Genomic DNA, 25,481 nt, shown 5'->3' on the forward strand with positions numbered 1-25,481 from the left:
GGCGCCTGGGCACGATCCCTGTCGCGGAGCGGGGCCGACACTACTTGTAATGACAAGTTGCGGTGCGGAAGAATGGGCGCATCCCCCTCGATCAAGGAGCAGCATGTCCGAACGTCTCGCCCGCGCCCGCACCACCGGCATCCTCGCCGTCCTCCGCGCCCCGTCGCCGGAGCTGGCTCTGGAGGCCTCGGAGGCGATCATCCGCGGCGGAGTCTCCGGCATCGAGGTGACCTTCTCGACCCCCGACGCGCCGGCCGTGATCCGTGAGCTCATTGCCCGCCACGGAGACGCCGCGTACATCGGCGCCGGCACCGTCACGACGGCGGAGCAGGCGACCCAGGCCGCCGACGCGGGTGCCGCGTTCCTCGTCAGCCCGGGAACCCTCCCCGACCTCACGCGCACCATGCTCGACACCGGCCGCGTCGTGATGACCGGCGCGATGACGCCGACGGAGGTCATGGGCGCCCTCGAACTCGGCGTCGACGTCGTGAAGATCTTCCCCGCCTCCCTCGGCGGCCCCTCCTACCTCGGTGCGCTGCGCGGGCCCTTCCCCGACGCCCCCCTGATGCCCACGGGAGGCGTGAAGCCCGACAACCTCGCCGACTGGTTCGCCGCCGGCGCGGTCGCCGTCGGTGCCGGTGGAGACCTCGCGAACGGCACCGCGATCGCGAACGCGGACTGGGCCGAGATCGAGGAGCGCGCGGCGCGCTTCGCGGCCGCGCTCGCTGCCACGCGGGGCTGAGCCGTCGACCTCCGGGATCATTTGGTATACCGGATGCATGTGGATGCGGCGGAGTGCGGCGGTGGGCGTGCTCGCGGGGACACTGCTCCTCGCCTCGGCCTGCACCGCTGCACCCTCGTCGCCCCACACGGCACCGATCCCGGAGGTTCCCATGACCGACGCCACGTCCGACCTGCTCGCCGCCGCCGCCGCGGGAGACGGTGACGCCGTCCGCCGCGCGCTCGACACGGGTGCCGACATCGAGGCCCGCGGCGACGGCGGCATGACTTCCCTGATCGCGGCAACCAAGGCGAACGACGTCGACGCGGCACGTCTCCTGATCGAGGCCGGCGCCGACGTGAACGCGAAGGACGACATCCAGGACTCCGCCTACCTCTACGCCGGCGCCCGCGGGCATGACGAGATCCTGCGGATGACCCTGGCGCACGGCGCCGACCTCCGCAGCACGAACCGCTTCGGCGGCACCGCGCTGATCCCCGCGTCCGAGCGCGGCCTGCTGCCGACGGTCGAGATCCTGCTGGACGCGGGAGTCGATCCGGATCACATCAACAACCTCGGCTGGACCGCCCTGCACGAGGCGATCGTGCTCGGCGATGGGTCCGCCCGCTACGTCGAGGTGGTGCGCGCTCTCCTCGACGGCGGCGCCGATGCGACCATCCGCGACGGCGACGGGGTGCTGCCGCTGGACCTTGCGACCGACCGCGGGTACGACGCCATCGCCGCTGAGCTCCGGCGGTGACAGCACTCGATCCCTGGGCCTGGGCCGCGCTCGGCGTGGCCGCGGTCGTCATCGGGATCTCGAAGACCGCTCTTCCGGGCGGCAGCATCCTCGCGATCGCCCTGTTCGCCGCGGTCCTCCCCGCCCGCACCTCCACGGCGGCGACACTTCTGCTGCTGATGGTGGGCGACGTCTTCGCGCTCCTCGCCTATCGACGGCACGCCCACTGGCCCACGCTGCTTCGGCTCGCACCGGCGGTCGTGGCCGGACTCCTCCTCGGCTTCGCCTTCCTCGCCCTGACCGGAGACGGGGTCGTGCGCCGCGCCATCGGCGTGACCCTGCTGCTGATGATCGCCGTGACGCTGTGGCGGCGATGGCGGCAGGCGCGGGCGGAGCAGGAGGCGGCGGCGCGGGGCGGCGCGCTGCTGGCCGGCGTCTACGGCACGCTCGGGGGCTTCACGACCATGGTGGCCAACGCGGGCGGGCCGGTCATGTCGATGTACTTCCTCGCCACGCGGACACCCGTCCAGGTCTTTCTCGGCACCTCCGCCTGGTTCTTCGCGATCATCAACGTGATCAAGGTGCCGTTCCTCGCCGGCATCGGACTGTTCACCGGGCCCGTGCTGCTCACCGATGCGATCCTCGCGCCGCTCGTGGTGCTCGGCGCGCTGCTCGGGCTGCGGGTGGCGCGGCGCCTGGACCAGCGGCTCTTCGACCGCATCGTGATCGTGCTGACGATCCTCGGCGCCGTGTACCTGCTGCTCTAGCCCTTGGACAGGCTCTAGCCCTTCGACGGACTCAGGGGCCCAAGCGTGGGTCGCTGAGCCTGTCGAAGCGCATCAGTCCAGGAAGATGTCCGGGAACAGCGCGCTGTCCGGAGTCCCGGGGACGGCGGCGTAGCCCGAGAAGTCGGTGACGCCGTTCGCCTCGAGCACGTCCTCCACGATCAGCGACTGTCCCGTGTACGTGCGCGCCGGCTGGGTGAGCACGGCGTAGGCGGCGTCGGCGTAGATGTCGGCGGTCCGACTCGCGGCCATCACCTTGTCGCCGCCGAGGAGGTTCTGCACCGCGGCCGTCGCGATCGTCGTGCGCGGCCACAGCGTGTTGGCGGCGATGCCGTCGGCCGCGAACTCCGCCGCGAGTCCGAGCGTGACCATCGTCATCCCGTACTTGGCCAGCGTGTACCCGGTGTGCGCGCCCAGCCACTTCGGCGTGGGATTCAGGGGCGGCGAGAGGGAGAGGATGTGCGGGTTCTCGGCGTCCTTGAGGATGGGCACGGCGGCCCGGGAGAGCATGAAGGTGCCGCGGACGTTCACGTCCTGCATCAGGTCGTACTTCTTCGCGGAGAGGTCGAGTGACCGGGAGAGGTCGATGACGCTGGCGTTGTTGAGGACGATGTCGATCCCGCCGAACTCGCCCTGCGTCTTCATGACGGCCTCGGTGATCTGGTCGTCGTCCCGCACGTCGCCCACGATCGGCAGGGCCTGGCCGCCGGCGGCGCGGATCTGCTCGGCCGCACTGTGCACGGTGCCCTCAAGTTTCGGGTGCGGGGTGTCCGTCTTCGCGAGCATCGCGATGTTCGCCCCGTCCGCGGCCGCGCGCAGGGCGATCGCGAGGCCGATCCCGCGGCTGCCGCCCGACATGAGGATGGTCTTTCCGGCGAGTGTGCTCATGGTTCTCGTTTCGAATCGCTTGATTGGCTGGATTTCCGGGTCGAATCGGGTCATTCGGGCGATTCGAAGCCGGGAGGGGTCACCGCGGGGCCATGCGGATGGCGCCGTCGAGGCGGATGGTCTCGCCGTTGAGGTAGCCGTTCTCGACGATCTGCTGCACGAGGGCGGCGTACTCGTCCGGGCGTCCGAGACGAGCGGGGAACGGCACCTGCTGTCCGAGGGAGTCCTGCGCCTCCTGCGGAAGCCCCATGAGCATCGGGGTCTCCATGATGCCGGGGGCGATCGTGCACACGCGGATGGCGTGACGGGCGAGCTCGCGGGCGATCGGCAGCGTCATGGCGTGCACGCCGCCCTTGGACGCCGAGTACGCCGGCTGCCCGATCTGTCCGTCGAACGCCGCGACGCTCGCGGTGTTGACGATGACGCCGCGCTCCTCGTCGTGCAGCTCGTTCGCGGCGATGACGGCGGCGGCCTGGGAGATCACGTTGAACGTGCCGACGAGGTTGATCCGCACGATCCGCTCGAAGTCGGCGAGCACGGCGGGCGTGCCGTCCCGGTCGAGCACCTTGGCGGGCGGGGCGATGCCGGCGCAGTTGACGACGACCCGCAGCGGTGCGGCGGCCTGTGCCGCGGCGACGGCGGCCTTGACCTCGTCGACGCTCGTCACATCCGCGGGCACGAAGAGACCGCCGAGCTCGGACGCGACCTCCTCCCCCTTCGACGAGCCGAGGTCGATGATCGTGACGTGGGCTCCGGCGGCGGTGAGCCGACGGGCGGCGGCCAGCCCGAGTCCGGAGGCGCCGCCGGTGACGAGGGCACCCTGTCCGCTGATCTGCATCTGAAGTTCTCCTTCGAACGTCGTCGTGCGACATGCCTGGAACGCAGTCCCAGCCTATGCGGTTCTTGGTGTCACCGCAGGCCCGCCGCGTCGACCCGAGCCTACGACACGGAGGTCGGGCAGGATGAGGAGGTGAGCATTCCCGCAGCCTCCGTCGAGATCCCCGCCCGGGTGCGCGAACTCGCCGCCGGGGCCGGGCTGACCCCGGTGTGGCGCAACGCGATCGGCGGCCTGACCTTCCGCACGGACGACGGCCGCTACATCAAATGGGGTCCCCGCGATCCCGAGGCGAACATGCGTGACGAGGCCGAGCGGATGCGCTGGGCCCGCACCTGGATCACGGTGCCCGAGGTGCTCTCCCAGGGCGAGGATGAGGCGCACGAGTGGCTCGTGACCGCGGCCCTCCCCGGCAGCAGTGCGGTGGATCCGCGCTGGGCGTCGTCCCCCGAGACCGCCGTCCGCGCAGTCGGGCTCGGCCTGCGCCTGCTGCACGACGCCCTCCCCGTCGCGGAGTGCCCGTGGACGTGGAGCCCGGCGGAGCGCATCGCGAACGCGGCCGCCCGCGGCACGCTGGTGCCGACCGACCTGCACACGCCGCCGTCGGTCGACCGGCTGGTGGTCTGCCACGGCGACGCGTGCCTGCCGAACACCCTGCTCGACGACGACGGCCACCCGCTCGCCCATGTCGACCTCGCCGCGCTCGGGGTCGCCGACCGATGGGCGGACATCGCCGTCGCCGCCATGAGCACGCTGTGGAACTTCGGACCCGGCTGGGAGGACACCCTCATCGCGGCCTACGGCGTCGAGCCCGACCACGTCCGGCTGGAGTACTACCGACGCCTCTGGAACGAGACCTGATCCCGCCCCGGCTCACGCCTCCGGGTGCGCGTCGCTCAAGAGGCTCCCGTCGGCGGGGCGCCGATCCCACGAGGGCTTCCGCAGCGCGTAGAAGAGCAGCGGCGGGGCGCCGAGCACGACGATCACCGCCCCGACGATCCACGGGTACGCGGCCGCCGGGAACGCGGTGAAGCCGTCGGGCGGGATGAAGGCGAGCAGGAACGCCGCGAGGCAGGCGAAGAACCCGACCCCGGCGACGAACGGGAGGGCCTTCACGCGGTAGGCACGGGGGACGTCCGGTGCCTTCCGCCGCAGCACCATCGCCGAGGCGAACATGAGCATGTACATGATGAGGTACAGCGCGGCGGCCATGTCGATCAGCGCGACGAAGGCCGCGCTGACGTTGGGCACGATGATGAAGATCGCCGCGAGGATCGTGACGATGGTCCCCTGGAGCATGAGGATGCCCGACTGGACCCCGGCCTTGTTCCGCTTCTGCAGCAGCGGCGGGAGCAGCCCCGTCTCCGCCGCCGCCAGCACGCCCTTGGACGGACCGGCGACCCACGTCACGACCGAGGCGAGGGCACCGGCGGCGATGAGCGCGGAGACCACGGCCGTCGCCCACCCCATGTCCCAGTGGTCGAAGTACTCCCCGAACGCGAGCATGATGCCGTTCGTCAGCCCGAGCTCCTTCTTCGGCACCGCGACTGCGATCGCGATGGTCGGCAGGATGAAGACGAGCAGGATGAGGCCGGCGGCGAGGAACACCGAGCGCGGGTAGCCCTTGCCCGGATCCTTCATCTGGTTCACGTGCACCGCGTTGACCTCCATGCCGGCGTAGGCCAGCACGTTCGACACGATCAGCACGATGGATGCGAGACCCGTGAACGGCGGGATCACCGCCGAGGCCTCGAGCGGCACCTGGCTCTTCTCTCCGCTGAAGACCCACACCGCGCCGAACACGATGAGCAGCACCGCGGGGAAGAGCGTGCCGAGGATGCCGCCCCAGGAGCCGAGCTTGGCGAAGAGATCGCCGCCGCGGAGGGTGACCAGGGTGGCGCCCCAGTAGCAGACGATGATGATGACGGCGGTGAAGAACCCGGAGCTGGACAGCGAGGGGTCGAGGAACACGAAGGCGAGAGCGCCGGCCACGAACGCGAGCTGCGTCGGGAACCAGACGACGTTCTGGATCCACTGCAGCCACACCGCGGTGAAGCCCCACCGGTTGCCGAGGGCCTCGCGCACCCACACGTACACCCCGCCCTTCCAGCCCGTCGCGAGCTCCGCGGCGACGAGGGCGGTGGGGACGAGGAAGAGCACCGCGGGGATGAGGTACAGCGTGATGCTGCCGAGGCCGTAGATCGCCATCGCGGGCAGGGACCGCAGGCTCGCCACGACGACGAGGGTGAGCAGGGCGAGCTGGCCGATGCCGAGGACGGCGACGGCGGGACGGGAGATGCGCGGCGTGGAGGTGGCGCCGGTGGCACCGGACTGCGGGGCGGACATGTCGGCCCCCTAGTGGTGGAACGCCGAGTCGGGGTGGTCGGACGGCATGGGAGCCGTGAGCGCGTCGAGGTGGGCCACCTCGGCGGTGATGGCGTCGAGCAGCTCGGCGGCCAGATCCATGCTGAGCCCGTTGCGCACGACGATCCGCTGCACCGTGAGGTCTTGGAGATCCGCGGGCATGGGGTAGGCGGGCACGAGCCAGCCGCGCATCCGGAGCCGATCCTGCAGGTGGTAGAGCGTCCACTTGTCGGTGTGCCCGTCCTTCAGGCGCCAGGCGAAGACGGGGATGTCGCTCCCGTCGTTCCACAGCTCGAACGCGTCGAGCTTCGCGATCCCCGCGGACAGGAACTTCGCCACGTCCTGCGAGGCCTGCTGCACGGCCCGGTAGCCCTCGAACCCGAGGCGGAGGAACAGGTAGTACTGCAGCAGCACCTGAGCGCCAGGGCGGGAGAAGTTCAGGGCGAAGGTCGGCATCTCCCCGCCGAGATAGCTCACCTGGAACACCAGGTCCTCCGGCAGCCACTGCGCGTCGCGCCAGACCACCCAGCCGAGACCGGGGTAGACGAGACCGTACTTGTGCCCCGAGGTGCTGATCGAGTGCACGCGCTCCAACCGGAAGTCCCAGACCAGGTCGGGCTGGAGGAACGGGGCGATCATCGCGCCCGAGGCGCCGTCCACGTGGATCGGGATGTCGAGACCCGTCTTCTCCTGGATCGCATCCAGCGCCGCGGCGATCTCGGCCACCGGCTCGTACATGCCGGTGTAGGTGACGCCCATGATGGCGACGACCCCGATGGTGTTCTCGTCCACGTACTTCTCGAGGTCGTGTCCGTCGAGCGTCTTGTGCTCCTCGCTGATGGGCACGTAGCGCGGTTCGACGTCGAAGTAGTTGCAGAACTTCTCCCAGCACACCTGCACGGCGCTCGACATCACGAGGTTCGGCGTGGAGGTGTCCTTGCCGGCGGCACGGCGGGCCTGCTGCCAGCGACGCTTGAACGCGAGACCGCCGAGCATGCACGCCTCGGAGGAGCCGATGGTCGAGGTGCCGATGCTCTTCGCCGCGTCCGGCGCCTTCCAGAGGTTCGCGAGCATGTGCCAGCAGTTGTCCTCGATGGCGGCGGTCTGCGGATACTCGTCCTTGTCGATCATGTTCTTGTCGAAGGAGGCCATGTAGACCTGCTTCGCCTCGTCGTCCATCCAGGTGCTGACGAAGGTGGCGAGGTTGAGGCGCGCGTTGCCGTCGAGGATGGTCTCGTCCTCGACGATCTGCTTCGCCGTCGCGGGAAGCGACTCGGAATCCGGGATGACGTGTCGCGGTGCGACGGTGGCCTCACCCGGCCGCGTGAAGAGCGGCTGGTCGTCGGCGGAGGAGATGCTCATGGGACGTCCCTTTCGGTCGGTGTCGATTGGCACTGTCTCCAGCGGACGCTAGACCGGCCACTCGCGCCACCTCTACGGGCCCTCGTCCGAAAGGGGTGAGGGTCAGGACGGCCCGAGGATGAAGTTCCAGGCGCCGGTCGCGACCGCAGCGGCGATCGCCGTCGCGGAGATCGCGGCCCCGACGGCGAGCAGAATCCACTCCGGCGCGCCGAAGCGCGACTCCCGCGCCCACGTCCGCCGTCCCGCCGCCCCGAAGCCGCGTGCCTCCATCGCGGTCGCGAGCTTGGCGCCGCGGCGGATCGACAGCACAAGCAGGGCGAAGGCCATGCCGATGAAGCGGCGGATGCGTCCGCGGTCGGCGACGCCGCGCGCCCGGCGGGCGAGCTCGAGGGCGCGCCAATCGTCGAGGAACAGTCCGGCCATGCGCAGGCCGGCGAGCGCACCCAGCACGAAACGGGCCGGAAGCCGAAGGATCTGCCCGAGGCCGTCGGCGAGGTCCGTGGGATCGACCGTGATGAAGAGCACCACCGAGGGCAGGGCGATCGCGAGCACCCGGAGCATCGTGGCGACGGCGAGCGCGAGCGACCCCTCGCTGATGCGGAGCACGAACCAGTCGACGTAGACGGTGCCGCTCGTCTCGCCGTAGAGGGCGATGGTGAGACCGGTCAGCGGCGCCGCGAGCCAGACCGGCCACGTGCGCACCCAGAACTCCCGCCAGCCGATGCCCGCGAAGAGGAACAGCACCGCTTCGAGCACCAGCGCGACAGCCGCCGACACCGGGTCGAGGGTGAGGACCAGCGGCACGGCGATGAGCGCGCTGACCCCGAGCTTCGCGACCGGATTGATCCGGGCGACGACGCCGGTGCGGGTGGGCGCGGGGGCGAGAGCCGTCATGCCGACGCCCCCAGCGCGAACCGCGTGGCGTGCAGGGCGCGCACCACGTCGAGATCGTGGGTGATGGTGACGATCGCGGAACCCTCGTCCCGCAGGGCGGCGAGCATCGCGACGAGCTCAGCCCAGGTGCGGGCGTCCTGACCGAACGTCGGCTCGTCGAGGATCAGCACCCGGGGTCGCGTGGCGATCGCGGCCGCGACCGTGAGCCGGCGCTTCTCTCCACCCGAGAGCGTGTACGGGTTCGCGGCCCTCAGATGCGCCAGCCGCAGCCGGTGGAGCAGCTCGTCGACACGGGCCTCGATCTCGCCTTCGGAAAGACCCAGGGCGCGGGGGCCGACCGCGAGCTCCTCGCGCACCGTCTTGCCGAGGAGCTGATGTTCCGGCTCCTGGAACACCATCCCGATCCGCGTGAGGAGTTCGCGGGAAGCCCAGCGGATCGGGGACGGATCCGCGCCCTGCGCGAGCACCGGGGCCGCGGACACGGCGCCGCTGACGGGAGGGAGGAGTCCGGCGAGGGTCAGACCCAGCGTGGACTTGCCTGCACCGTTGGGCCCGGTGATCGCGACGGCTTCACCCGCACGCACCTCCAGGTCGATGCCGTGTGCCACCGGACGCCCCTTCACCCGTGCGACCGCGAGGCCGCGCGCCGACAGCAGCACCTCCCCGGGAGCCGCCCGCGGTGCCGACGGCTCGGCGGGCGGCCGGCCGGGCACCCAGACGCCGTCCGCGGCCAGGCGCTCGCCCTGCGCACCGAGCACGTCCGCAGGAGTGCCGTCCGCCACCACCCCGCCGGCACCCAGCACGATGACCCGCGTGAGGAGCGGCAACCACACCTCGAGCCGATGCTCCACGACCACGAGGGTGGCGGGACGCGTGGCGAGCATCCGCTCCACCGCATCCCTGACCTCGCGCACGCCCTCCGGATCGAGGTTCGCCGTCGGCTCGTCGAGCAGCACCAGCCCGGGACCCATCGCCAGCATGCCGGCCAGGGCGAGGCGCTGCTTCTGACCGCCGGAGAGCGCCGCGGTCGGGTGATCGAGCGGCACGTCCAGTCCGACGCCGGCCATCGCGGCCTCGACGCGGGGCCAGATCTCGGCACGCGGCACCCCGAGGTTCTCGCACCCGAAGGCGACGTCATCGCCGGCACGGGCGAGGATCACCTGCGAGTCGGGATCTTGGAGCACGAGCCCGGCCCGCCCGCGGGCCGCCGCAGCGGGTTCGCCGTCGACGAGCAGCGCGCCTTCGCTCTCCCCCTCCTCCTCACCGCCGAGCACACCCGCGAGCCCGTGCAGCAGCGTCGACTTCCCCGCACCGGAGGCGCCGAGCACGAGCACGCGCTCGCCGGGCGCGATGCGGAACGAGACGTCGCGCAGCGCCCAGGCGAGGCGGCTCGCGTGTCGCCAGCCCCAGCCACGGGCCTCGACGCCGGCGGGAGCGAACTGCGCGGACATCAGACGCGGACGCGTGCCTCGCGCCCGGAGCCGAACCGGTCCAGAGCCCCGGTCGCCGCGATGCCGCGGGCGAGCACCCACGACAGCGCACCGGCGATGACCGCCCCGGAGATCACGGTGCTGACGAGGTAGATCGTCGTGAAGGCGGGACCGGAGCCGGCATACCAGAGGACGAGGTTGTTGATGCCGCCCGCGAGCGCGGCACCGGCCCCGGCGAGGATCGCGACGGGCAGCGACCAGCGGCGGTAGAAGAACAGCAGGAAGACCAGCTCGGCGCCGAGACCCTGCACGAGACCCGCCTCGAGCGTGAGGAAGCCGCCCCACTGGTTGCCGATGAGCGCCGAGACGACGGCGGCCAGCAGCTCGACGTAGATCGCGGCACCCGCCTTGCGGATGATGAGCCCGCCGAGCACACCCGCGAAGAGCCACGGGCCGTCGAGGAGCCCTTGGAGGCCGGGAAGCAACGGCTCGAGCAGGGCCTTCGGCCCCAGGTATCCGACGTTCCAGGCCAGGAAGATCAGACCGGCGGCGACACCGAGGACGCTGGCGACGACGATATCGATGACGCGCCAGCGCAGGTAGCCTCGCGCCGGAGCGGCCGTGGTGTTCCTCGACGGGGATGCGGACGTGGACGTACTCATGTGAACTCCTCCCTGCGCTGGCATGACCCAGATCAGGTTCGACGGTCGAAGCGCGATTCGCTCCCTCTCAGCCCGGCTCGCCGGACTCCCGTGGTTGTGCTGTCGATCCTACCGTCCGCGCGTCCCGCCCCGCGCACGGCGGATTCGGGGCCGGATTCGGTACCGTAAGCGAGTGACCGCTTCCGATCCCCCTGAAGAGGCGTCCGGCGGCGTCGGCGTCGACGCGCGGCCCGAAGACTCCGCACCCGCATCCGCCGCGCCCGCGGTCGATCATCCGGGTCCGGTTCCGGAAGCCGCGGCGTGGGCCGATGCCTCGGCACCGCCGACCGCACTGACCTGGGTGGACCCGTCGATCGTCGCTGCGGCCTCATCGACGCCCGAGTTCGATGCCTCGGCCGGCACGGAGGAGGAGACGGGATTGCTGCGCGACGCCCGGCTGCGGCCCGCGATCGCCGGACCCGGCCTGCTCGTCCCCCTCGGCGTCCTCGCCGGCCTCGTCGCCTCGTACGCCGGCACCACGCTGCTCTGGCCGCTGCATGAGATCGCCCCGACCGTCCAGGCGGTCGAGTTCACCCCCGTCGCCGCCCCCACCGCCGCGCTCGCCTGGCCGGCGGTCGGCGACGGGGCGGTCGGCATCGCCGGGATGACCACCGCGGCGTCGACCACCGCTCCGGTGAGCATCGCGAGCATCACGAAGGTCGTCAGCAGTCTCATGGTGCTGGACCGGCTGCCGCTGGCCCCCGGCGAACAGGGCCCGGAGTTCTCCTTCACCTACGCCGACAGCATCCGTTACTGGGACTATCGGATCGCCAATCAGTCAGCGCTCGATGTGCCGGTGGGCGGAGTGCTGACCGAGTACCAGCTTCTGCAGGGCACCCTGCTCGGTTCGGCGAACAACTACATCGACCGGCTGGCGTCGGAGATCTGGGGGTCCGACCGCGAGTTCGCCGCCGCGGCCGAGGTCTGGCTCGGCGAGCGCGGGCTCTCCGGCATCACCGTGGTCACGCCGTCCGGATTCGACGAGCGCAACGTCGCCACCCCGGAGGCCCTCGTGGCCCTGGGCGAGATGGCGATGCGGAATCCGGTGTTCGCCGAGATCGTGGGCACCCGGTCCGTCGACCTGCCCGGGGCCGGGACGGTCGAGAACACGAACGACATGCTCGCCGATCCGGGAGTCGTCGGCATCAAGACGGGCACCCTCGTCGGCTGGAACCTGTTGACCGCCAAGGACGTCGTCATCGGCGACGCGACGGTCCGGCTCTACGCCGCGGCATTGAACCAGGAGGACGACGAGGCGCGCCTCGCCCTCACCCGCGCCCTGTTCGCTCAGACGGAGGCAGCGTTGCAGGCCCAGGGCCCGGCCGTCCCGGCAGGCACGGTGGTCGGGCGCGTCCTCACCGTCTGGGGCGAGCGCGTCGATGTGGTCGCCGGTGAGGACGCCGATGTCGTGCTGTGGAACGGAGCGAGCGCGACGGCGACGCCGGTGTTCGATCTCGGAGAGGAACGCGAAGCGGACGGGACGGTCGGCACCCTGACCACGACCGGTCCCGTCGACAGCACCGAGACCGCCCTCGTCCTCGACGAGGACCTGGAGGGTCCGAGCCCGTGGTGGCGACTCACCCACCCCCTCGAGCTCTTCGGCATCGCCGGAGACGACTGAGCGCTGACGAACGACGCCCCACTCCGGATCCGGAGTGGGGCGTCGTTCGTGAGGCGGGTCAGGACGGAGACGTGGAGCCGTCAGCGCCGTCGTCGAGGAGTGCCCGAGCCGCTGCGGTCTCGGCCGCCGGGAGCTGGGCGCCGACCGCCGCTCCGGCCACCGCGTCCGTCGCCTGCTCCTGCGCGCTCGCCTCCTCGTCCGCGTCGCCGGTCACGACGACCGGCGAGGAGCCGGTGAGCGCGGCTTCGGCGTCGAGGTCGGTCGCCGCCTGCTCGAACTGCGACTGGTACAGGCGCCAGTACGCACCCTGCGCCGCGATGAGCTCGTCGTGCGTGCCCTTCTCCACGATGTCACCGTGCTCCATCACGAGAATGAGGTCCGCGTCGCGGATGGTCGACAGACGATGCGCGATGACGAACGAGGTGCGCCCCTGCCGGAGCGCGGCCATCGCGTGCTGCAGCAGCAGCTCGGTGCGGGTGTCGACCGCCGATGTGGCCTCGTCCAGGATGAGGATCGACGGCTGCGCCACGAAGGCCCGTGCGATCGTGATGAGCTGGCGTTCACCGGCCGAGACGTTCGACGCGTCCTCGTCGAGCACGGTGTCGTACCCGTCCGGAAGGGCGTGCACGAAGCGGTCGACGTAGGTCGCCTTCGCCGCGGCGAGCACCTCCTCGTCCGTCGCGGTCGAGCGCCCGTAGCGGATGTTCTCGCGGATGCTCCCGGCGAAGAGCCAGGGGTCCTGGAGCACCATGCCGGTGCGGGACCGCAGCTCGTCGCGCGTGATGGTCGAGATGTCCTGACCGTCGAGCGTGATCCGCCCGCCGCTGAGCTCGTAGAACCGCATGATGAGGTTCACGAGCGTCGTCTTGCCGGCGCCGGTCGGCCCGACGATGGCGACGGTCTGTCCCGGTTCGACGCGGAACGACAGATCGGTGATGAGCGGCCGCTCCGGCGAGTACGAGAACGAGACGTTCTCGAACTCGATCACGCCCTCCCCCTCGCGAAGCGCGGGGGCATCAGGGTCGTCGGCCTCCTGCTCGTCGGCATCGAGCAGGCCGAACACCCGCTCCGCCGACGCGGTGCCGGACTGCACGACCGCGGCCATGCCGCCCAGCTCCGACAGCGGCTGCGTGAACTGCTGCGAGTACTGGATGAAGGCCTGCACGTCGCCGAGGCGCAGTTGCCCGCTCGCGACCATGAGGCCGCCGAGCACCGCGATGCCGACATAGGTCAGGCTGCCGACGAAGGTCATCGCGGGCATGATGATGCCGGAGAGGAACTGCGCCTTGAAGCTCGCCTGGAACAGCTCCTCGTTCTCGGCCTTGAACTTGTCCAGAGCGTCCTGCTCACGGCCGAACACCTTGACCAGCGCGTGGCCGGAGAAGGCCTCCTCGACCCGGGCGTTGAGCCGGCCGACCTTGCGCCACTGCGTGCCGAAGGCCTTCTGCGACCGCGGTCCGATGACGCCGAAGATCACGCCCATGAGCGGGAGTGCCACGAGCGCCACGAGGGCGAGCTGCCACGAGATCGAGAACATCATCACGAGCACGCCGATCACCGTCAGCACGGCGGTGAGGGCACCGGACAGCGACTGCTGCATGGTCTGGGTGATGTTGTCGATGTCGTTCGTCACGCGGGAGATCAGCTCGCCGCGCTGCACCTTGTCGAAGTACGCCAGCGGGAGCCGGTTGATCTTCGCCTCGACGGACTCCCGCAGGCGCCACATGGTCCGGACCATGATGACGTTGATGACGTACCCCTGCAGCCAGCTGAGGAAGGCGGCCACGACGTAGATCGCCAGGACGGCGGCGATCACCCAGCGCAGCGCGTCGAAGTCGATGCCGTCGCCGACCCGGAAGTCGCCGAGCGCTCCGACCTGATTGGCGAAGTCGGTCTGTCCGGCGTCGCGCAGGGCGTCGACCACCACGTCCTGCGGCGTCCCTGCCGGGAATCCCGGGAAGTCGCCGCTGGGCTGGCCGAGCTGGATGGAGATGAAGCCGCGGTAGACGATGTTCGTCGCCTCGGCGAGCACCTTCGGGGCGGCGACGGTCAGCACGACCCCGATCGCTCCGAGGATCGACACGAAGACGAACCAGACCGCGGAGGGCTTGAGCAGCCCGATCATGCGGGCGAAGCTCGGACCGAAGTGGTCGGCCTTGCCCGGTGCGACGCTGTCCCAGTCGCCGGAGTTCTGCCGTGCGTGCTCGGCGAGCTCGGCCTCGTACTGCTCCTCGGCAGTGAGCTCCCGCTCGGTCGTGGGCGCGGCGGCCGCACCCCGTCCGCGACGGCGCCGGGTCTCGGCCCCCTGGGTCCCGGAGCTTGCCCCCTGGTTCCCCGAGCTTGTCGAAGGGTCCTGCTCGCTCATGCGTCCACCCCCAGCTGCGACTCGACGATCTCCCGGTAGGTCTCGCTGGTCTCCAACAGCTCCTCGTGCGTGCCGACTCCGACCATCGTGCCACCCTCCAGCACCACGATGCGGTCGGCATCGGTGATGGTGGAGATGCGCTGCGCGACCACGATCTTCGTCACGTGCGGGAGCTCCCGCCAGAGCGCCTGTCGCAGCCGGGCGTCCGTGGTGAGGTCGAGCGCGGAGAACGAGTCGTCGAACACGAGCACCTGCGGCCGGTGGACGAGGGCGCGCGCGATCGCGAGGCGCTGTCGCTGGCCGCCGGACACGTTCGTGCCGCCCTGGGCGATGCGGGAGTCGAGGCCGTCCGGCATCTCCTCCACGAAGTCGCGCCCCTGAGCGATCTCGAGCGCGTGCCAGAGCTCCTCGTCGGTGGCGTCCTCGCGGCCGTAGCGCAGGTTGGACGCGACGGTGCCCGTGAAGAGGAAGGGGCGCTGCGGCACGAGGCCGATGCTGTCCCACAGCGCCTCGACGTCGGCGTCGCGGACGTCCGTGCCGCCCACGTGCACCGCACCACCCGAGACGTCGAACAGGCGCGGGATGAGCGAGACGAGCGTAGTCTTCCCCGATCCGGTGGAGCCGACGATCGCGACGGTCTCGCCCGGCTCGGCGGCGAAGCTGATGCCGGTGAGGACCGGGGCGTCGGCGCCGGGGTAGGTGAACTCCACGTCGTCGAACGCGACCGCTCCCAGTGCCGGGAAGGCGGTGACGCCATCCGCCGGGCGGGTCATCGTCGACTCGGTGTTCAGCACTTCGCCGATGCGCTCGGCTGAGACGGCGGCGCGCGGGATCATCATCGCCATGAAACTCGCCATGATGACACCGCCCATGATCTGACCGATGTACTGCATGAAGGCGAACAGCGTTCCCACCTGCACGGTGCCGTTGTTGACCTCGATGCCGCCGAACCAGATGACGGCGACCACGGTCACGTTGAGGATGAGCATGAACAGTGGGAAGAGCAGCACGAACAGCGAGCCGACCTTGCGGCCGACGACCATGATGTCGGTGTTCGCGCCGCGGAAGCGCTCCTCCTCGATGCGCTCGCGGACGAAGGCCCGGACCACGCGCACGCCGGTGAGCTGCTCCCGCATGATGCGGTTCACGTTGTCGAGCTTGCCCTGGTAGCTGCGGAACAGCGGCACCATCCGTCCGATGACGAGGGCCGCGAGCAGGAGCAGCACCGGGACGGAGACGGCGATCAGCCAGCTCAGCCCGGCATTGGTCTGCACGGCGAAGATGATGCCGCCGATCGCGAGCAGCGGCGCTGTGACGAGCATGGTCGCGCCCATCATCGCGAGCATCTGCACCTGCTGCACGTCGTTCGTGTTGCGGGTGATGAGGGAACCGGCGCCGAACTGCGAGACCTCGCGCTCGGAGAAGCCGCTGACCTTGCCGAAGACGTCGGCGCGGATGTCGCGACCCGCCCCCATCGCGGCGCGGGCGGCGAAGTAGGTCGCGATGACCGAGGCGAGGATCTGGCCGAGCGACACCGCCAGCATGAACAGACCGGTGCGCCAGATGTACGCGGTGTCACCCTGCGCGACGCCGTTGTCGATAATGTCGGCGTTGAGGCGGGGCAGGTAGAGGGTGGCGGCCGCGCTGGCGAACTGGAAGACCAGCACGGCGACGAGGAGCCACTTGTAGCGAGACAGATATCGGAGGAGGAGTTTTCCCAGCACAGGCGTACTTTCTCGGAAGGAGGAGGTGGCGGATCTCCCGGCAGACGGATGCCGACCGACGACCGGCCATAGGACAGGGTGCCACGAAGCGGCGACATTCGGATCCCCCTCCGGGAGGACCTTCGCTCAGAGCGAACCGCTAACGCGTCACCGTTGTCTATCTGTTTGGGGGGCTCGACGCCGAGGCGCGCGTCAGAACAGCGCCGGCTGCGGGACGTAGTCGCGGGCGGGAGCCCCGGCGTCGGGTCCGAGCTCGGCAAGGGTGGCGGGCTGCCACCGCGGGTTGCGGTCCTTGTCCACGAGCTGCGCGCGGATGCCCTCCACGAGATCGGGGTGCTCGTTCACGAACCAGAGCACTCGGCGGTACTCGCCCTCCAGCGCGGCGCGGAGCCCGGTCATCTCCCGGGCCTCCCGCACCGCATCGAGCGTGACGACGAGCCCGGTCGGGGCCAGCCCGTCGAGCAGGTCGGCGACGGCCGCCGCCTCGTCGGTGCCGAGCGCGCGGAGCCGCTCCAGGATCTCGGGGACGGTCGGGGCGGCGAAGGCGTCGTCGATCCACTCCCGCGCGGCGGGGAGCGCAGACGGCTCCGGCGTCTCGTCGAACAGCAGGACGATCTCGCTGGGGCTCGTCGGGTCGGCGCGGTAGGCGAGAGCCTCGCGAAGGGCATCGAGGCGGTCGGAGGGGACGAAGTGGTCGGCGAATCCCGCGTACACGGCATCGGCACCGTTCATCGTCGTCCCGGTGAGACCGAGGTACTCGCCGAGGCGCCCCGGCGCCCGCCCCAGCAGCCACGTGCCGCCGACATCGGGCGTGAAGCCGATCCGGGTCTCCGGCATGGCGAGCTTCGAGCGCTCGGTGACCACGCGGATCGCGGCATGCCCCGCGAGACCGATGCCGCCGCCCATCGTGATGCCGTCGGCGAGCGCGACGACGGGCTTCGGATACTCCGCGATCATGGCGTTCATCGCGTACTCCCGGCGGAAGAACTCCGCGGACTGCTCCGGATGACCCGAGGTGATCTGGCTGTGCAGGCGGCGCACGTCGCCCCCTGCGCACATCCCACGCTCGCCCTCGCCGTCGATGAGGACGATCTGGACGTCGGAGTCGTCGCGCCACCCGGCGAGCGCCGCGGTGATATCCGCGATCATGTCCTCGTCGAGCGCATTGATCGCCTCAGGGCGGTTGAGCGTGAGCCGCCCGAGCGCTCCTTCGGTGCGGATGAGGACACGGGGCGCGGCGGGGGTATCGGTCACGGGTGCCAGGCTACCCCGTCGCGTGCGGCCGGATTCCGCACGAAATGCGGGTTCCGGGGCGGTTTTCCGGCAGGATAGGAGGAACTGTTCATCGCAACGAGAGGTCCCGGATGCCCGAAGGACAGGTGCTCGAATTCACGAATGTGACGAAGCGCTTCAACGAGGTGACCGCCGTCTCGGACTTCTCCGCACGGGTCGAGCCCGGCGCGGTCACCGCTTTCCTCGGCCCCAACGGCGCCGGTAAGACGACGACCCTGCGCATCCTGCTCGGCCAGGTGCGCGCCACGTCCGGCACCGCAACGATCGGCGGCGTCGCGTACGCCGAGCTGCGTCAGCCGCTGCGCACCATCGGCGCGGTGCTGGAGGAGACGGCCTACCGGCCGCGCCGCACGGCCAGCCGTCAGCTCACGATCGCCGCGAAGGCCAACGGCATCCGCCTGGCGCGCGTCGACGAGGTCATCTCCCTCGTCGGCCTGGAGGGCGAAGCAGATACCCGCATCGGCGGATTCTCGCTCGGCATGCGCCAGCGCCTCAGCGTCGCCCACGCACTCCTCGGCGACCCGGGAGCGCTCGTCTTCGACGAGCCGGCGAACGGTCTCGACCCGGAGGGCATCCGCTGGATGCGCCTGCTGATGCGTCGCCTCGCCGACGAAGGCCGGACGGTCCTGGTCTCCTCCCATGTGCTCAGCGAGATCGAGCAGGTCGCCGACCACGTGCTCGTGCTCTCCAAGGGACGCCTCGTGCTGTCCAGCGGCATCGAGACGCTGGCCGACCCGGCCGGCGGTTCGGTGGTGGTCGACTCCGTCGATCGTCCCGGCCTCACGACCGCCCTGGTCGCCGCGGGATTCGACATCGAGGTGCTCCGCTCCGGTCTGACCGTGCGGGGGACGGACGCGAGCCGGGTGGGCGCCGTTGCGGCGGACGCCGGCATCGCTCTCAGCACCCTTGTGCAGCGCGGTCCGACGTTGGAGGACGTGTTCATCGACCTCATGCGCGGCGGTCGATTCGACACGGCGCCTGCACTCGATCAGCCCGAGGACGCGGCAGAGTCCGCGACGGGCGAAGCGGCCGCCGGAGCTGCCGCCTCCGCTCTCGCCGCCGGCGGTGCCGCGGCTCTCGCCGACGATCTCAGCACGGAGACCCCCGGCGACGCCGCGGCCACCGAGTCCGACGACGACGAGGCGGTGGGAGCCGAGGGCCCGGCCGACGACGCGACGACCCCGCTCGTGACCGTGGTCGAGACCGCTGCGAACGACGACGCCACCCAGGTCGTCCCCGTCGTCGAGGAGACCGTCGCGCTGACGCTGCCCGAACCCGAGGATGAGACGGGCGCGACGCCCGACACCGCGTCCGATGCGAAGTCCGACTCCTCGCGCTCGTTCGACGACATCCTCTCCGGCACTCCCGCGCCGGTGTCCGCGACCGAGTCCCCGCGACGCTCTTTCGCCGCCCTGTTCGCGGCATCCTCCGCCGAGATGGCAGACGAAGACACGAAGGCCGGGGAGGCGCGCACGTCGCCCGAGCAGTCGGCGGGACAGGACGCTCCCACCCCAGGAGAGTCGGACGAGACGACGCCCGACGCGTCCCTCCCCGCAGAGGGCGCCGAGGCCGAGGCTGTTGAAGCTCCGTCTGAGATCGACGCCGCCGACGGCTCGATCGGCGCCGAGGACGCGGAGTCCGCAGCCGACGAGGCGGGCCCCGCGGGCGTGGAGTTCTTCTCCGAACTCGAAACCGCGGCCGCCCCGAACGACGAGGGCGCGACCGCCGACACGACGGAGCCGGCAGACGGGTTCGACCCCGCGAGCGACGACGAGGACCCGCGATCCGCGGCCGTGAGCTCCATGCTCGCCGCCGCCGCCCGCGCTTACTACGAGGACGAGCCCCGGGACTACCCGCTCGCTTCCGGGGAGGGCGACGCCCCCGCCGAGGCCGCATCGCCCGAAGAGCAGGCGTCCTCGGAGGGCGAGCCCTCGGAAGAGTCCGGTGCGCATGCTCCGGACCAGGATCAGGCGCCCGACACCGATGCGGACGAAGACCACAGCGCGCGCTCCGACGAGAACCACGGCTGAACCGCGCACACGAACGCCCTCCCGATCGGGAGGGCGTTCTGCGTCCGACCTCAGGCCGGGCGGGGCCGGATGACGGGCCGGCGACGGCCCTTCGAGACCGGCGTCGGGGCCGTGGCGACGATCTCCTCGACCGTTGCGGGCTCCTCGGAGACCGGAAGGCGGAGCGCCTGCGTCAGCGCGAGGCCGTGCCGTGTAGTCAGGATCAGACGGTTGTACTGCGGGTCGCCTTCGAGATCGACGACCACGCTGGGGCGTCGGCGGCGGATCAGCACGAAGTCGAGGCTGCCTGCCGCTTTCCAGCTCCCGGCTGCCAGGACGCCCGGGATGTGGGTACCCGGATTGGGGACCCCGCGAAGCCAGGTCCAGGCGTCATCCGTCAGCTGGACCTTGGTGATCGTGTCGCGCACGATGCGCACGTTCTCGCGGTGGAAGGTGGCGGCACGTTCGATGGGCGAGAGCACGACCTCGAGTTGCGTCTGGTCCAGCAACAACGTCACCATGCCCCCAGTCTGCCAGCGCCGCCCTCCCGGTTGGCTGGAAGTTGCTCACAGGAACGCAACGATCCCTTGTCGGAATCCCCCACGCTCCGCACGCACGGCTCCTTCGCGAGAACAGGCTGCCGCGCAAGAACAGGCGCTGCCGCGGGCGTACGCCTGACCCCGCGCGAAGGCCTGATGCCGACGCCCCTCGAGCCTGCAGGCGTTCACGAGAGATCAGGCAACGGGGTCAAAGGGTTCCTGTCCCCGCGCGGGTGCCTGTTCTCACGCGAACGAACCTCCCCGGCAGCCGTGGGAGCAGTGGTCAGGGACGCGCGGTCTGGGCCGCCTGGGCGGCGTGCGGCAGGGCCGCCTCGATGCGCTGGAGCTCGTCCTCGCCGTGGGCGGCGGTGAGGAACCAGGCCTCGAAGACGCTCGGCGGCAGCGCGACGCCGTGCTCGCGCATCGCGTGGAAGAACGCCGCGTACCGGAACGACTCCTGTGCCTGCGCCTCGGCGTAGTCGCGCGGAGCGGAGGCACGGAACGAGGCGCTGAAGAGGTTGCCGGCGGAGGCCAGAGCATGGGTCCCCCCGGCCTCGGTGAGCGCGCGGTCCAGCGCCGACGAGACCCGAGCGGCGGCGGCATCGACGGTCGCGTAGACCTCGGGCGTCGCGAGGCGGAGCGTGGCCAGGCCCGCAGCCACGGACAGCGGGTTCCCGGAGAGCGTGCCCGCCTGGTAGACCGGTCCGAGGGGCGCCAGGAGGTCCATGACCTCGGCACGACCGCCGAGGGCCGCGAGCGGCATACCGCCGCCGACGACCTTGCCGAACGTCAGGATGTCGGGCAGGTAGTCCTCTCCGGCCGCCGCCTGGAGGCCCCAGAAGCCGGCCGGATGCACCCGGAAGCCGGTGAGGACCTCGTCGAGGATCATCAGAGCACCGTGGGCGTGCGCGGTCTCCGCGATGAGGCGGTTGAAGCCCGGCAGCGGAGGGACGACGCCCATGTTCGCGGCCGAGGCCTCGACGATGACGGCCGCGATGCGGGGGCCGTGCTCGGCGAAGACGGCGGCGAGCGCCTCGGGGTCGTTGTAGCGGATCACGAGCGTCTGCGCGGCGATCGGCGCGGGCACGCCGGCCGAACCGGGAAGCGCCAGCGTGGCCACCCCGGACCCGGCTTCCGCGAGCAGGCCGTCGGAGTGGCCGTGATAGTGCCCGGCGAACTTCACGAGCAGATCGCGGCCGGTCGCGCCGCGGGCGAGACGGATCGCGGTCATCGTGGCCTCGGTGCCGGTCGACACGAGACGGACGCGCTCGACGGGACGGATCTCACCGAAGCGGACGCGGTCGGCGATGAGCGCCGCGAGCTCGACCTCCCCTTCGGTCGGAGCGCCGAAGGAGAGCCCCCGGGCGGCGGCCTCCTGCACCGCGGCGACGACCTCGGGCTGCGCGTGTCCGAGCAGCGCGGGGCCCCAGGAAGCGACGAGGTCGACGTACTCGCGTCCCGCGGCGTCGGTCACGGTGGCACCACGCGCCGAAGCGAGGAACCGGGGCGTCCCGCCGACCGACCCGTAGGCGCGCACCGGAGAGTTCACCCCACCGGGGATCACCGCTCGGGCGGCAGAGAAAAGGTCGTCATTGCGGTCGGTCATCGAGGCTCCTCCGTGATGCACGGAACTCTCCCGGCATCCCTTCCAGGCTAACCCGCCGCGTCTCCCCCGGAGGCCGCCGGCAGGCAGCAGGAAGACTCAGCCGCGCAGCCAGCGGGCCGCTTCGGTGGCCCAGTACGTCAGCACGGCATCGGCGCCCGCCCGGCGGATCGACAGCAGCGACTCGAGGACCGCGGCACGCCGATCGATCCAGCCATTCGCGGCGGCGGCCTCGATCATCGCGTACTCGCCCGACACCTGGTACGCCCAGACCGGGACGGTCACGGCGTCGCGCACCTCGCGCAGCACGTCGAGGAAGGCCATCGCCGGCTTCACCATGACGATGTCGGCGCCCTCATCCTCGTCGACCAGCGCCTCCCGTACGCCCTCGCGACGGTTGCCGGGGTCGAGCTGATACGTGCGGCGGTCGCCCTGGAGCTGCGAGTCCACGGCCTCGCGGAACGGGCCGTAGAACGCGCTGGCGTACTTCGCGGCGTACGCCAGGATGAGGGTGTCGGTGAAGCCCTCGGCGTCGAGCGCCTGACGGATCACGGCGACCTGGCCGTCCATCATCCCGGACAGCCCGAGCAGCTGCGAGCCCGCGCGCGCCTGGGCGAGGGCCATCGAGGCGTACCGCTCCAGGGTCGCGTCGTTGTCCACCGAGCCGTCGGAAGCGAGGACGCCGCAGTGACCGTGATCGGTGAATTCGTCGAGGCAGAGGTCGGTCTGCACGACGAGCGCGTCGCCGACCTCGGCTGCCAGCGCCTCGGTAGCGACGTTCAGGATGCCCTGCGGGTCGTCCGCGCCGGAGCCGCGGGCGTCGCGGACCGCGGGAACGCCGAACAGCATGACGCCGCCCACTCCGACCTCGGCGGCCTCGACGGCGGCCGCCCGCAGCGAGTCGATCGAGTGCTGAGCGACACCGGGCATCGATCCTATGGGGACTTGTTCGCTGAGGCCCTCGCGGACGAAGAGCGGGAGCACGAGCTGACGCGGCTCGAGGGAGGTCTCGCGCACGAGGTCGCGAACAGCGCGCGACTGGCGCAGTCGGCGCAGACGAATGTCGGGGAAGCTCACGGCGCGAACTCGTCTGCCGCGTGCGGAAGGGTGAATTGCGACACGGCATCGATCAGCGCGTCGATGGTCTGCCGATCGGCGACCACCGAGACGGGGAGACCGGCACGCTCGGCGTCCTTGGCTGTGCGCGGGCCGATGGCCGCGAGCAGCGTCTCGTCCGGGATCTCGGGGAACTGCTCGCGAACCTGCTCGGCCACCGATCCGCTGGTGATGAGGATCGCGTTGATCCGGCCGTTCTCGACGTCGCGGCGGATGCGCTCCGTCACCGGGACACCGACCGTGCGATAGGCGACGACGCCGTGCACGTCGTGCCCCGCGTCGGACAGGAGGAGGCTGAGGACGGGCTTGGCGATCTCGCTGCGCAGGGCCAGGATGCGACGCGGCTCGTGCTCCAGGGCGATGAGCTGCTGCGCCATGCCCTGCGCGGAGTTGTCCTGCTCCGGGACCAGGGCGACCTCGTAGCCCACGGCCTGCAGCGCCGCGGCCGTCGTCTCGCCCACCGCGGCGATCTTCGTGGTCTTGGGCACGACCGCGCGGTGCGCGAACAGGACGTCCACCGTGGTCGCGCTCGTGACGGTCAGCCAGTCGAACTCCCCGGCTGCGAGCTGCTCCAGCGCACGATCGAGGGTCGCCTGGTCGGTCGTCGGAGCGAAGTTGATGAGGGGGGCGACGACGGGAACGGCGCCGAGGGCCCGGAGGCTCGCGGCGACGCTGTCACCCCATGGGCCGCCACGGGGCACGAGGATGCGCCAGCCGTCCAGCGGTCGGTCCTGCTTGCTTTCAGAAGTGGTCATGACAATTCGGAGTGCTCTTGAGGGACGAGGTCAGCCGCCCCTTGATCGAGCAGCCGACGGGCAACAGCGAGCCCGAACTCACGCGCTGCGTGCATCGGGTCTGCACCATCGGCAGCATCCGCACCATTGCCACTGCCGTTCCGATGAATATACTCCCCGTTCAGGGCTTCCGTGACGTCCAGCCCGATCCGGCGACCGCCGTCCGGGGCGTAGACCACCGTCCTGACGCGGATCTCGGAGCCCTGGACGATCGCGTGCGCCGCCATGGGGGCTTGACAACCGGCATCCAGTCCCTCCAGGATGGCGCGCTCGACCGTGATCGCCAGCCGCGTCTCCCGATGGTCCAGCGCCGACAGCGCCGCGCGCAGCTCCTCCGGCGCATCCGCCCGCGTCTCGACCGCGAGCGACCCCTGGCCGGGCGCCGTCGGCCACTCCGCCAGGCCGAGCTCCTCGCGGTGCAACGGGGAGTCCGTGCCGAGCCGCGAGAGTCCGGCGGCGGCGAGGATCACGGCGTCCAGCTCGCCGGACGCCACCCGCGCGAGGCGGGAGTCGACGTTGCCGCGGATGTCCACGACGTGGGCACGGGGCGCCCGACGGTGGACCTGCGCGATGCGTCGCGGGGAGCCGGTGCCGACGGCGCTCCCTTCGGGCAGCTCGTGCAGGGGGATGCCGTGGCGGGTGAGCACGACATCACGGGCGTCTTCCCGTCGGGGCGTCGCCGCGATGACGAGCGACTCCGGCACCGCGGTCGGAAGGTCCTTCAGCGAGTGCACGAGGAAGTCGCACTCGCCGGCGAGGAGGGCCTCACGGAGCCGGGTGGCGAAGATGCCGAGGCCGCCGATCTCGGACAGCGAGGCGCGGTTGGTGTCGCCTTCGCTGGTGATCGGGACGAGCTCGACGCGGCGGCCGGTGACCTTCTCCAGCGCGGCGGCGACGTGACCGGACTGCGCCTGCGCGAGCGCGCTGCGACGGGTGCCGAGACGGATGGGGGTGCTCATGGCGCTTACTGCAGCACGTCCGCGATCTCGTCGAAGCGCAGGCGGCGCCCGGTGTAGAAGGGCACCTCCTCCTTCACGAACATGCGGGCGTCGGTGTAGCGGAGGTCGCGCATCATGTCGACGAGATCGGTCAGCTCGTCGGCCTCGAGCGGCAGCAGCCACTCGTAGTCACCGAGGGCGAAAGAGGCCACGGTGTTGGCGATGACGCCGGTGAACGCCGCGCCCTTGCGCCCGTGATCGGCGAGCATCGCACGACGATCGCTCTCCGGGGCGAGGTACCACTCCGGCGTGCGGACGAACGGGTAGAGGCAGAGCCAGTCCTTGGGCTCGATGCCGCGGAGGAAGCCGGGGACGTGCGCACGGTTGAACTCCGCATCGCGGTGGACGCCCATGACGTTCCACACTGGAAGGAGCGAGCGCAGCATCTCGGTGCGGCGCAGGCGGCGGAGGGCCTTCTGCAGCTCCTCGGCGGTGGCGCCGTGCAGCCACACCATGAGGTCGGCGTCGGCCTTGAGCCCGGAGACGTCGTAGAAGCCGCGGACGGTGACGCCGGAGTCCTCGACGTGCGAGACGATCGACTCGAGCTCGGTCGCATCGTTCTCGGTGACGGGGGCGTCGGGGTTACGTCGCCAGACGGCCCAGAGGGTGTAACCGGACGGGTTCTCTTCGCGCAGGTCGGACATGATCCCAGTCTGCCCCCTTTGCGGAGGAGCCGCTAATCAGGGGAATACTGCCCGCA

Annotated in this window: 22 protein-coding genes and 1 riboswitch; of the genes, 6 read left to right on the top strand and 16 right to left on the bottom strand. The window is 70.9% G+C overall.

The features are described 5' to 3' along the window. The first annotated feature begins 103 nt into the window (after positions 1–103). From BK819_RS11100 to BK819_RS11110, 3 genes are all read left to right on the top strand, one after another. Positions 104–742, top strand: a complete 639-nt coding sequence (locus tag BK819_RS11100; protein WP_071329197.1) for a bifunctional 4-hydroxy-2-oxoglutarate aldolase/2-dehydro-3-deoxy-phosphogluconate aldolase — start codon at positions 104–106, stop codon at positions 740–742. 151 nt (positions 743–893) lie between these two features. Next, entirely contained in the window at positions 894–1,481 is a 588-nt protein-coding gene (locus BK819_RS11105; protein ID WP_256209449.1) for an ankyrin repeat domain-containing protein, read from the top strand. Then, positions 1,478–2,227, top strand: a complete 750-nt coding sequence (locus BK819_RS11110) for a sulfite exporter TauE/SafE family protein (protein WP_071329199.1) — start codon at positions 1,478–1,480, stop codon at positions 2,225–2,227. Before BK819_RS11105 ends, BK819_RS11110 begins: the two co-directional genes overlap by 4 nt. Positions 2,228–2,299: 72 nt before the next feature. Here the strand turns inward: BK819_RS11110 and BK819_RS11115 are convergent, their stop codons facing one another. Both BK819_RS11115 and BK819_RS11120 read right to left on the bottom strand, forming a co-directional pair. Further along, on the bottom strand, positions 2,300–3,133 hold the full coding sequence (locus BK819_RS11115) for an NAD(P)-dependent oxidoreductase (protein WP_071329200.1): 834 nt from the start codon (positions 3,131–3,133) through the stop codon (positions 2,300–2,302). Positions 3,134–3,212: 79 nt separating this feature from the next. Next, the gene (locus BK819_RS11120) at positions 3,213–3,971 is read right to left on the bottom strand and encodes an SDR family NAD(P)-dependent oxidoreductase (RefSeq protein ID WP_071329201.1); all 759 of its coding nucleotides are present in this window, start codon (positions 3,969–3,971) and stop codon (positions 3,213–3,215) included. Positions 3,972–4,103: 132 nt separating this feature from the next. Here BK819_RS11120 and BK819_RS11125 point away from each other — a divergent pair, with 132 nt between their 5' ends. Beyond that, complete coding sequence (locus BK819_RS11125) at positions 4,104–4,829, top strand: aminoglycoside 3'-phosphotransferase (RefSeq protein WP_071329202.1); 726 nt, start codon at positions 4,104–4,106, stop codon at positions 4,827–4,829. A gap of 12 nt (positions 4,830–4,841) precedes the next feature. Here BK819_RS11125 and BK819_RS11130 read toward each other — a convergent pair whose 3' ends face one another. The 5 genes from BK819_RS11130 to BK819_RS11150 all read right to left on the bottom strand — a co-directional run bounded on the left by BK819_RS11130 (position 4,842) and on the right by BK819_RS11150 (position 10,680). Then, positions 4,842–6,314 (bottom strand): amino acid permease, encoded by a 1,473-nt coding sequence (locus BK819_RS11130; RefSeq protein ID WP_256209450.1) that lies wholly within the window; start codon positions 6,312–6,314, stop codon positions 4,842–4,844. A gap of 9 nt (positions 6,315–6,323) precedes the next feature. Next, the gene (locus BK819_RS11135) at positions 6,324–7,694 is read right to left on the bottom strand and encodes a glutamate decarboxylase (protein ID WP_071329203.1); all 1,371 of its coding nucleotides are present in this window, start codon (positions 7,692–7,694) and stop codon (positions 6,324–6,326) included. 102 nt (positions 7,695–7,796) lie between these two features. Continuing rightward, positions 7,797–8,588 carry an energy-coupling factor transporter transmembrane protein EcfT gene (locus BK819_RS11140; RefSeq protein WP_071329204.1) on the bottom strand — a complete coding sequence of 264 codons (792 nt, stop codon included), beginning with the start codon at positions 8,586–8,588 and terminating at the stop codon, positions 7,797–7,799. Then, positions 8,585–10,039, bottom strand: a complete 1,455-nt coding sequence (locus tag BK819_RS11145; protein ID WP_177173829.1) for an ABC transporter ATP-binding protein — start codon at positions 10,037–10,039, stop codon at positions 8,585–8,587. The genes BK819_RS11140 and BK819_RS11145 overlap by 4 nt, the downstream gene beginning before the upstream one ends. After that, a complete protein-coding gene (locus BK819_RS11150) occupies positions 10,039–10,680 on the bottom strand; it encodes an ECF transporter S component (protein WP_071329205.1) in 642 nt (213 codons plus the stop codon). The genes BK819_RS11145 and BK819_RS11150 overlap by 1 nt, the downstream gene beginning before the upstream one ends. After that, positions 10,673–10,782, bottom strand: a riboswitch (TPP riboswitch). It overlaps the preceding gene by 8 nt. 70 nt (positions 10,783–10,852) lie before the next feature. Here BK819_RS11150 and BK819_RS11155 point away from each other — a divergent pair. Beyond that, the gene (locus BK819_RS11155) at positions 10,853–12,340 is read left to right on the top strand and encodes a D-alanyl-D-alanine carboxypeptidase family protein (protein ID WP_071329206.1); all 1,488 of its coding nucleotides are present in this window, start codon (positions 10,853–10,855) and stop codon (positions 12,338–12,340) included. A gap of 58 nt (positions 12,341–12,398) precedes the next feature. Here BK819_RS11155 and BK819_RS11160 read toward each other — a convergent pair whose 3' ends face one another. The 3 genes from BK819_RS11160 to BK819_RS11170 form a co-directional block, all read right to left on the bottom strand. After that, positions 12,399–14,705: an ABC transporter ATP-binding protein gene (locus BK819_RS11160; protein WP_071329207.1), complete on the bottom strand. Its 2,307-nt coding sequence runs from the start codon at positions 14,703–14,705 to the stop codon at positions 12,399–12,401. Then, complete coding sequence (locus BK819_RS11165; RefSeq protein WP_071329208.1) at positions 14,702–16,429, bottom strand: ABC transporter ATP-binding protein; 1,728 nt, start codon at positions 16,427–16,429, stop codon at positions 14,702–14,704. The genes BK819_RS11160 and BK819_RS11165 overlap by 4 nt, the downstream gene beginning before the upstream one ends. 192 nt (positions 16,430–16,621) lie before the next feature. Continuing rightward, a complete protein-coding gene (locus BK819_RS11170) occupies positions 16,622–17,683 on the bottom strand; it encodes an enoyl-CoA hydratase/isomerase family protein (RefSeq protein ID WP_071329209.1) in 1,062 nt (353 codons plus the stop codon). A gap of 110 nt (positions 17,684–17,793) precedes the next feature. On the opposite strand from BK819_RS11170, the gene BK819_RS16845 reads away from it, so the two are divergent. Further along, on the top strand, positions 17,794–19,752 hold the full coding sequence (locus tag BK819_RS16845; protein ID WP_071329210.1) for an ATP-binding cassette domain-containing protein: 1,959 nt from the start codon (positions 17,794–17,796) through the stop codon (positions 19,750–19,752). A 50-nt stretch (positions 19,753–19,802) separates the two neighbouring features. On the opposite strand, the gene BK819_RS11180 is transcribed toward BK819_RS16845, so the two are convergent. The 6 genes from BK819_RS11180 to hemQ all read right to left on the bottom strand — a co-directional run bounded on the left by BK819_RS11180 (position 19,803) and on the right by hemQ (position 25,425). Beyond that, positions 19,803–20,252 (bottom strand): hypothetical protein, encoded by a 450-nt coding sequence (locus BK819_RS11180; RefSeq protein WP_071329211.1) that lies wholly within the window; start codon positions 20,250–20,252, stop codon positions 19,803–19,805. A gap of 301 nt (positions 20,253–20,553) precedes the next feature. Beyond that, positions 20,554–21,876, bottom strand: a complete 1,323-nt coding sequence (locus BK819_RS11185; RefSeq protein WP_071329212.1) for a glutamate-1-semialdehyde 2,1-aminomutase — start codon at positions 21,874–21,876, stop codon at positions 20,554–20,556. 96 nt (positions 21,877–21,972) lie between these two features. After that, positions 21,973–22,950 carry a porphobilinogen synthase gene (gene hemB / locus BK819_RS11190; RefSeq protein WP_071329213.1) on the bottom strand — a complete coding sequence of 326 codons (978 nt, stop codon included), beginning with the start codon at positions 22,948–22,950 and terminating at the stop codon, positions 21,973–21,975. Beyond that, complete coding sequence (locus tag BK819_RS11195; protein WP_071329214.1) at positions 22,947–23,744, bottom strand: uroporphyrinogen-III synthase; 798 nt, start codon at positions 23,742–23,744, stop codon at positions 22,947–22,949. The genes hemB and BK819_RS11195 overlap by 4 nt, the downstream gene beginning before the upstream one ends. Next, positions 23,741–24,742, bottom strand: coding sequence for a hydroxymethylbilane synthase (hemC, locus tag BK819_RS11200; protein ID WP_071329215.1), 1,002 nt, complete (start codon positions 24,740–24,742; stop codon positions 23,741–23,743). The genes BK819_RS11195 and hemC overlap by 4 nt, the downstream gene beginning before the upstream one ends. A gap of 5 nt (positions 24,743–24,747) precedes the next feature. After that, positions 24,748–25,425, bottom strand: a complete 678-nt coding sequence (gene hemQ, locus BK819_RS11205; protein ID WP_256209451.1) for a hydrogen peroxide-dependent heme synthase — start codon at positions 25,423–25,425, stop codon at positions 24,748–24,750. Positions 25,426–25,481 lie beyond the last annotated feature (56 nt).

Origin of the sequence: Microbacterium sp. LCT-H2 (assembly GCF_001866135.1) — a bacterium.
Classification (GTDB): Bacteria; Actinomycetota; Actinomycetes; order Actinomycetales; family Microbacteriaceae; genus Microbacterium.

Excerpts from the sequence above, each read along its gene's own strand:
- BK819_RS11150 (WP_071329205.1), bottom strand. The coding sequence starts at position 10,680 with ATGAGTACGTCCACGTCCGCATCCCCGTCGAGGAACACCACGGCCGCT.
- BK819_RS11115 (WP_071329200.1), bottom strand. The coding sequence starts at position 3,133 with ATGAGCACACTCGCCGGAAAGACCATCCTCATGTCGGGCGGCAGCCGC.
- BK819_RS11160 (WP_071329207.1), bottom strand. The coding sequence starts at position 14,705 with ATGAGCGAGCAGGACCCTTCGACAAGCTCGGGGAACCAGGGGGCAAGC.
- BK819_RS11140 (WP_071329204.1), bottom strand. The coding sequence starts at position 8,588 with ATGACGGCTCTCGCCCCCGCGCCCACCCGCACCGGCGTCGTCGCCCGG.
- BK819_RS11145 (WP_177173829.1), bottom strand. The coding sequence starts at position 10,039 with ATGTCCGCGCAGTTCGCTCCCGCCGGCGTCGAGGCCCGTGGCTGGGGC.
- hemC (WP_071329215.1), bottom strand. The coding sequence starts at position 24,742 with ATGAGCACCCCCATCCGTCTCGGCACCCGTCGCAGCGCGCTCGCGCAG.
- BK819_RS16845 (WP_071329210.1), top strand. The coding sequence starts at position 17,794 with ATGCCCGAAGGACAGGTGCTCGAATTCACGAATGTGACGAAGCGCTTC.
- BK819_RS11185 (WP_071329212.1), bottom strand. The coding sequence starts at position 21,876 with ATGACCGACCGCAATGACGACCTTTTCTCTGCCGCCCGAGCGGTGATC.
- BK819_RS11105 (WP_256209449.1), top strand. The coding sequence starts at position 894 with ATGACCGACGCCACGTCCGACCTGCTCGCCGCCGCCGCCGCGGGAGAC.
- BK819_RS11130 (WP_256209450.1), bottom strand. The coding sequence starts at position 6,314 with ATGTCCGCCCCGCAGTCCGGTGCCACCGGCGCCACCTCCACGCCGCGC.
- BK819_RS11195 (WP_071329214.1), bottom strand. The coding sequence starts at position 23,744 with ATGACCACTTCTGAAAGCAAGCAGGACCGACCGCTGGACGGCTGGCGC.
- hemQ (WP_256209451.1), bottom strand. The coding sequence starts at position 25,425 with ATGTCCGACCTGCGCGAAGAGAACCCGTCCGGTTACACCCTCTGGGCC.
- BK819_RS11135 (WP_071329203.1), bottom strand. The coding sequence starts at position 7,694 with ATGAGCATCTCCTCCGCCGACGACCAGCCGCTCTTCACGCGGCCGGGT.
- BK819_RS11180 (WP_071329211.1), bottom strand. The coding sequence starts at position 20,252 with ATGGTGACGTTGTTGCTGGACCAGACGCAACTCGAGGTCGTGCTCTCG.
- BK819_RS11120 (WP_071329201.1), bottom strand. The coding sequence starts at position 3,971 with ATGCAGATCAGCGGACAGGGTGCCCTCGTCACCGGCGGCGCCTCCGGA.
- BK819_RS11100 (WP_071329197.1), top strand. The coding sequence starts at position 104 with ATGTCCGAACGTCTCGCCCGCGCCCGCACCACCGGCATCCTCGCCGTC.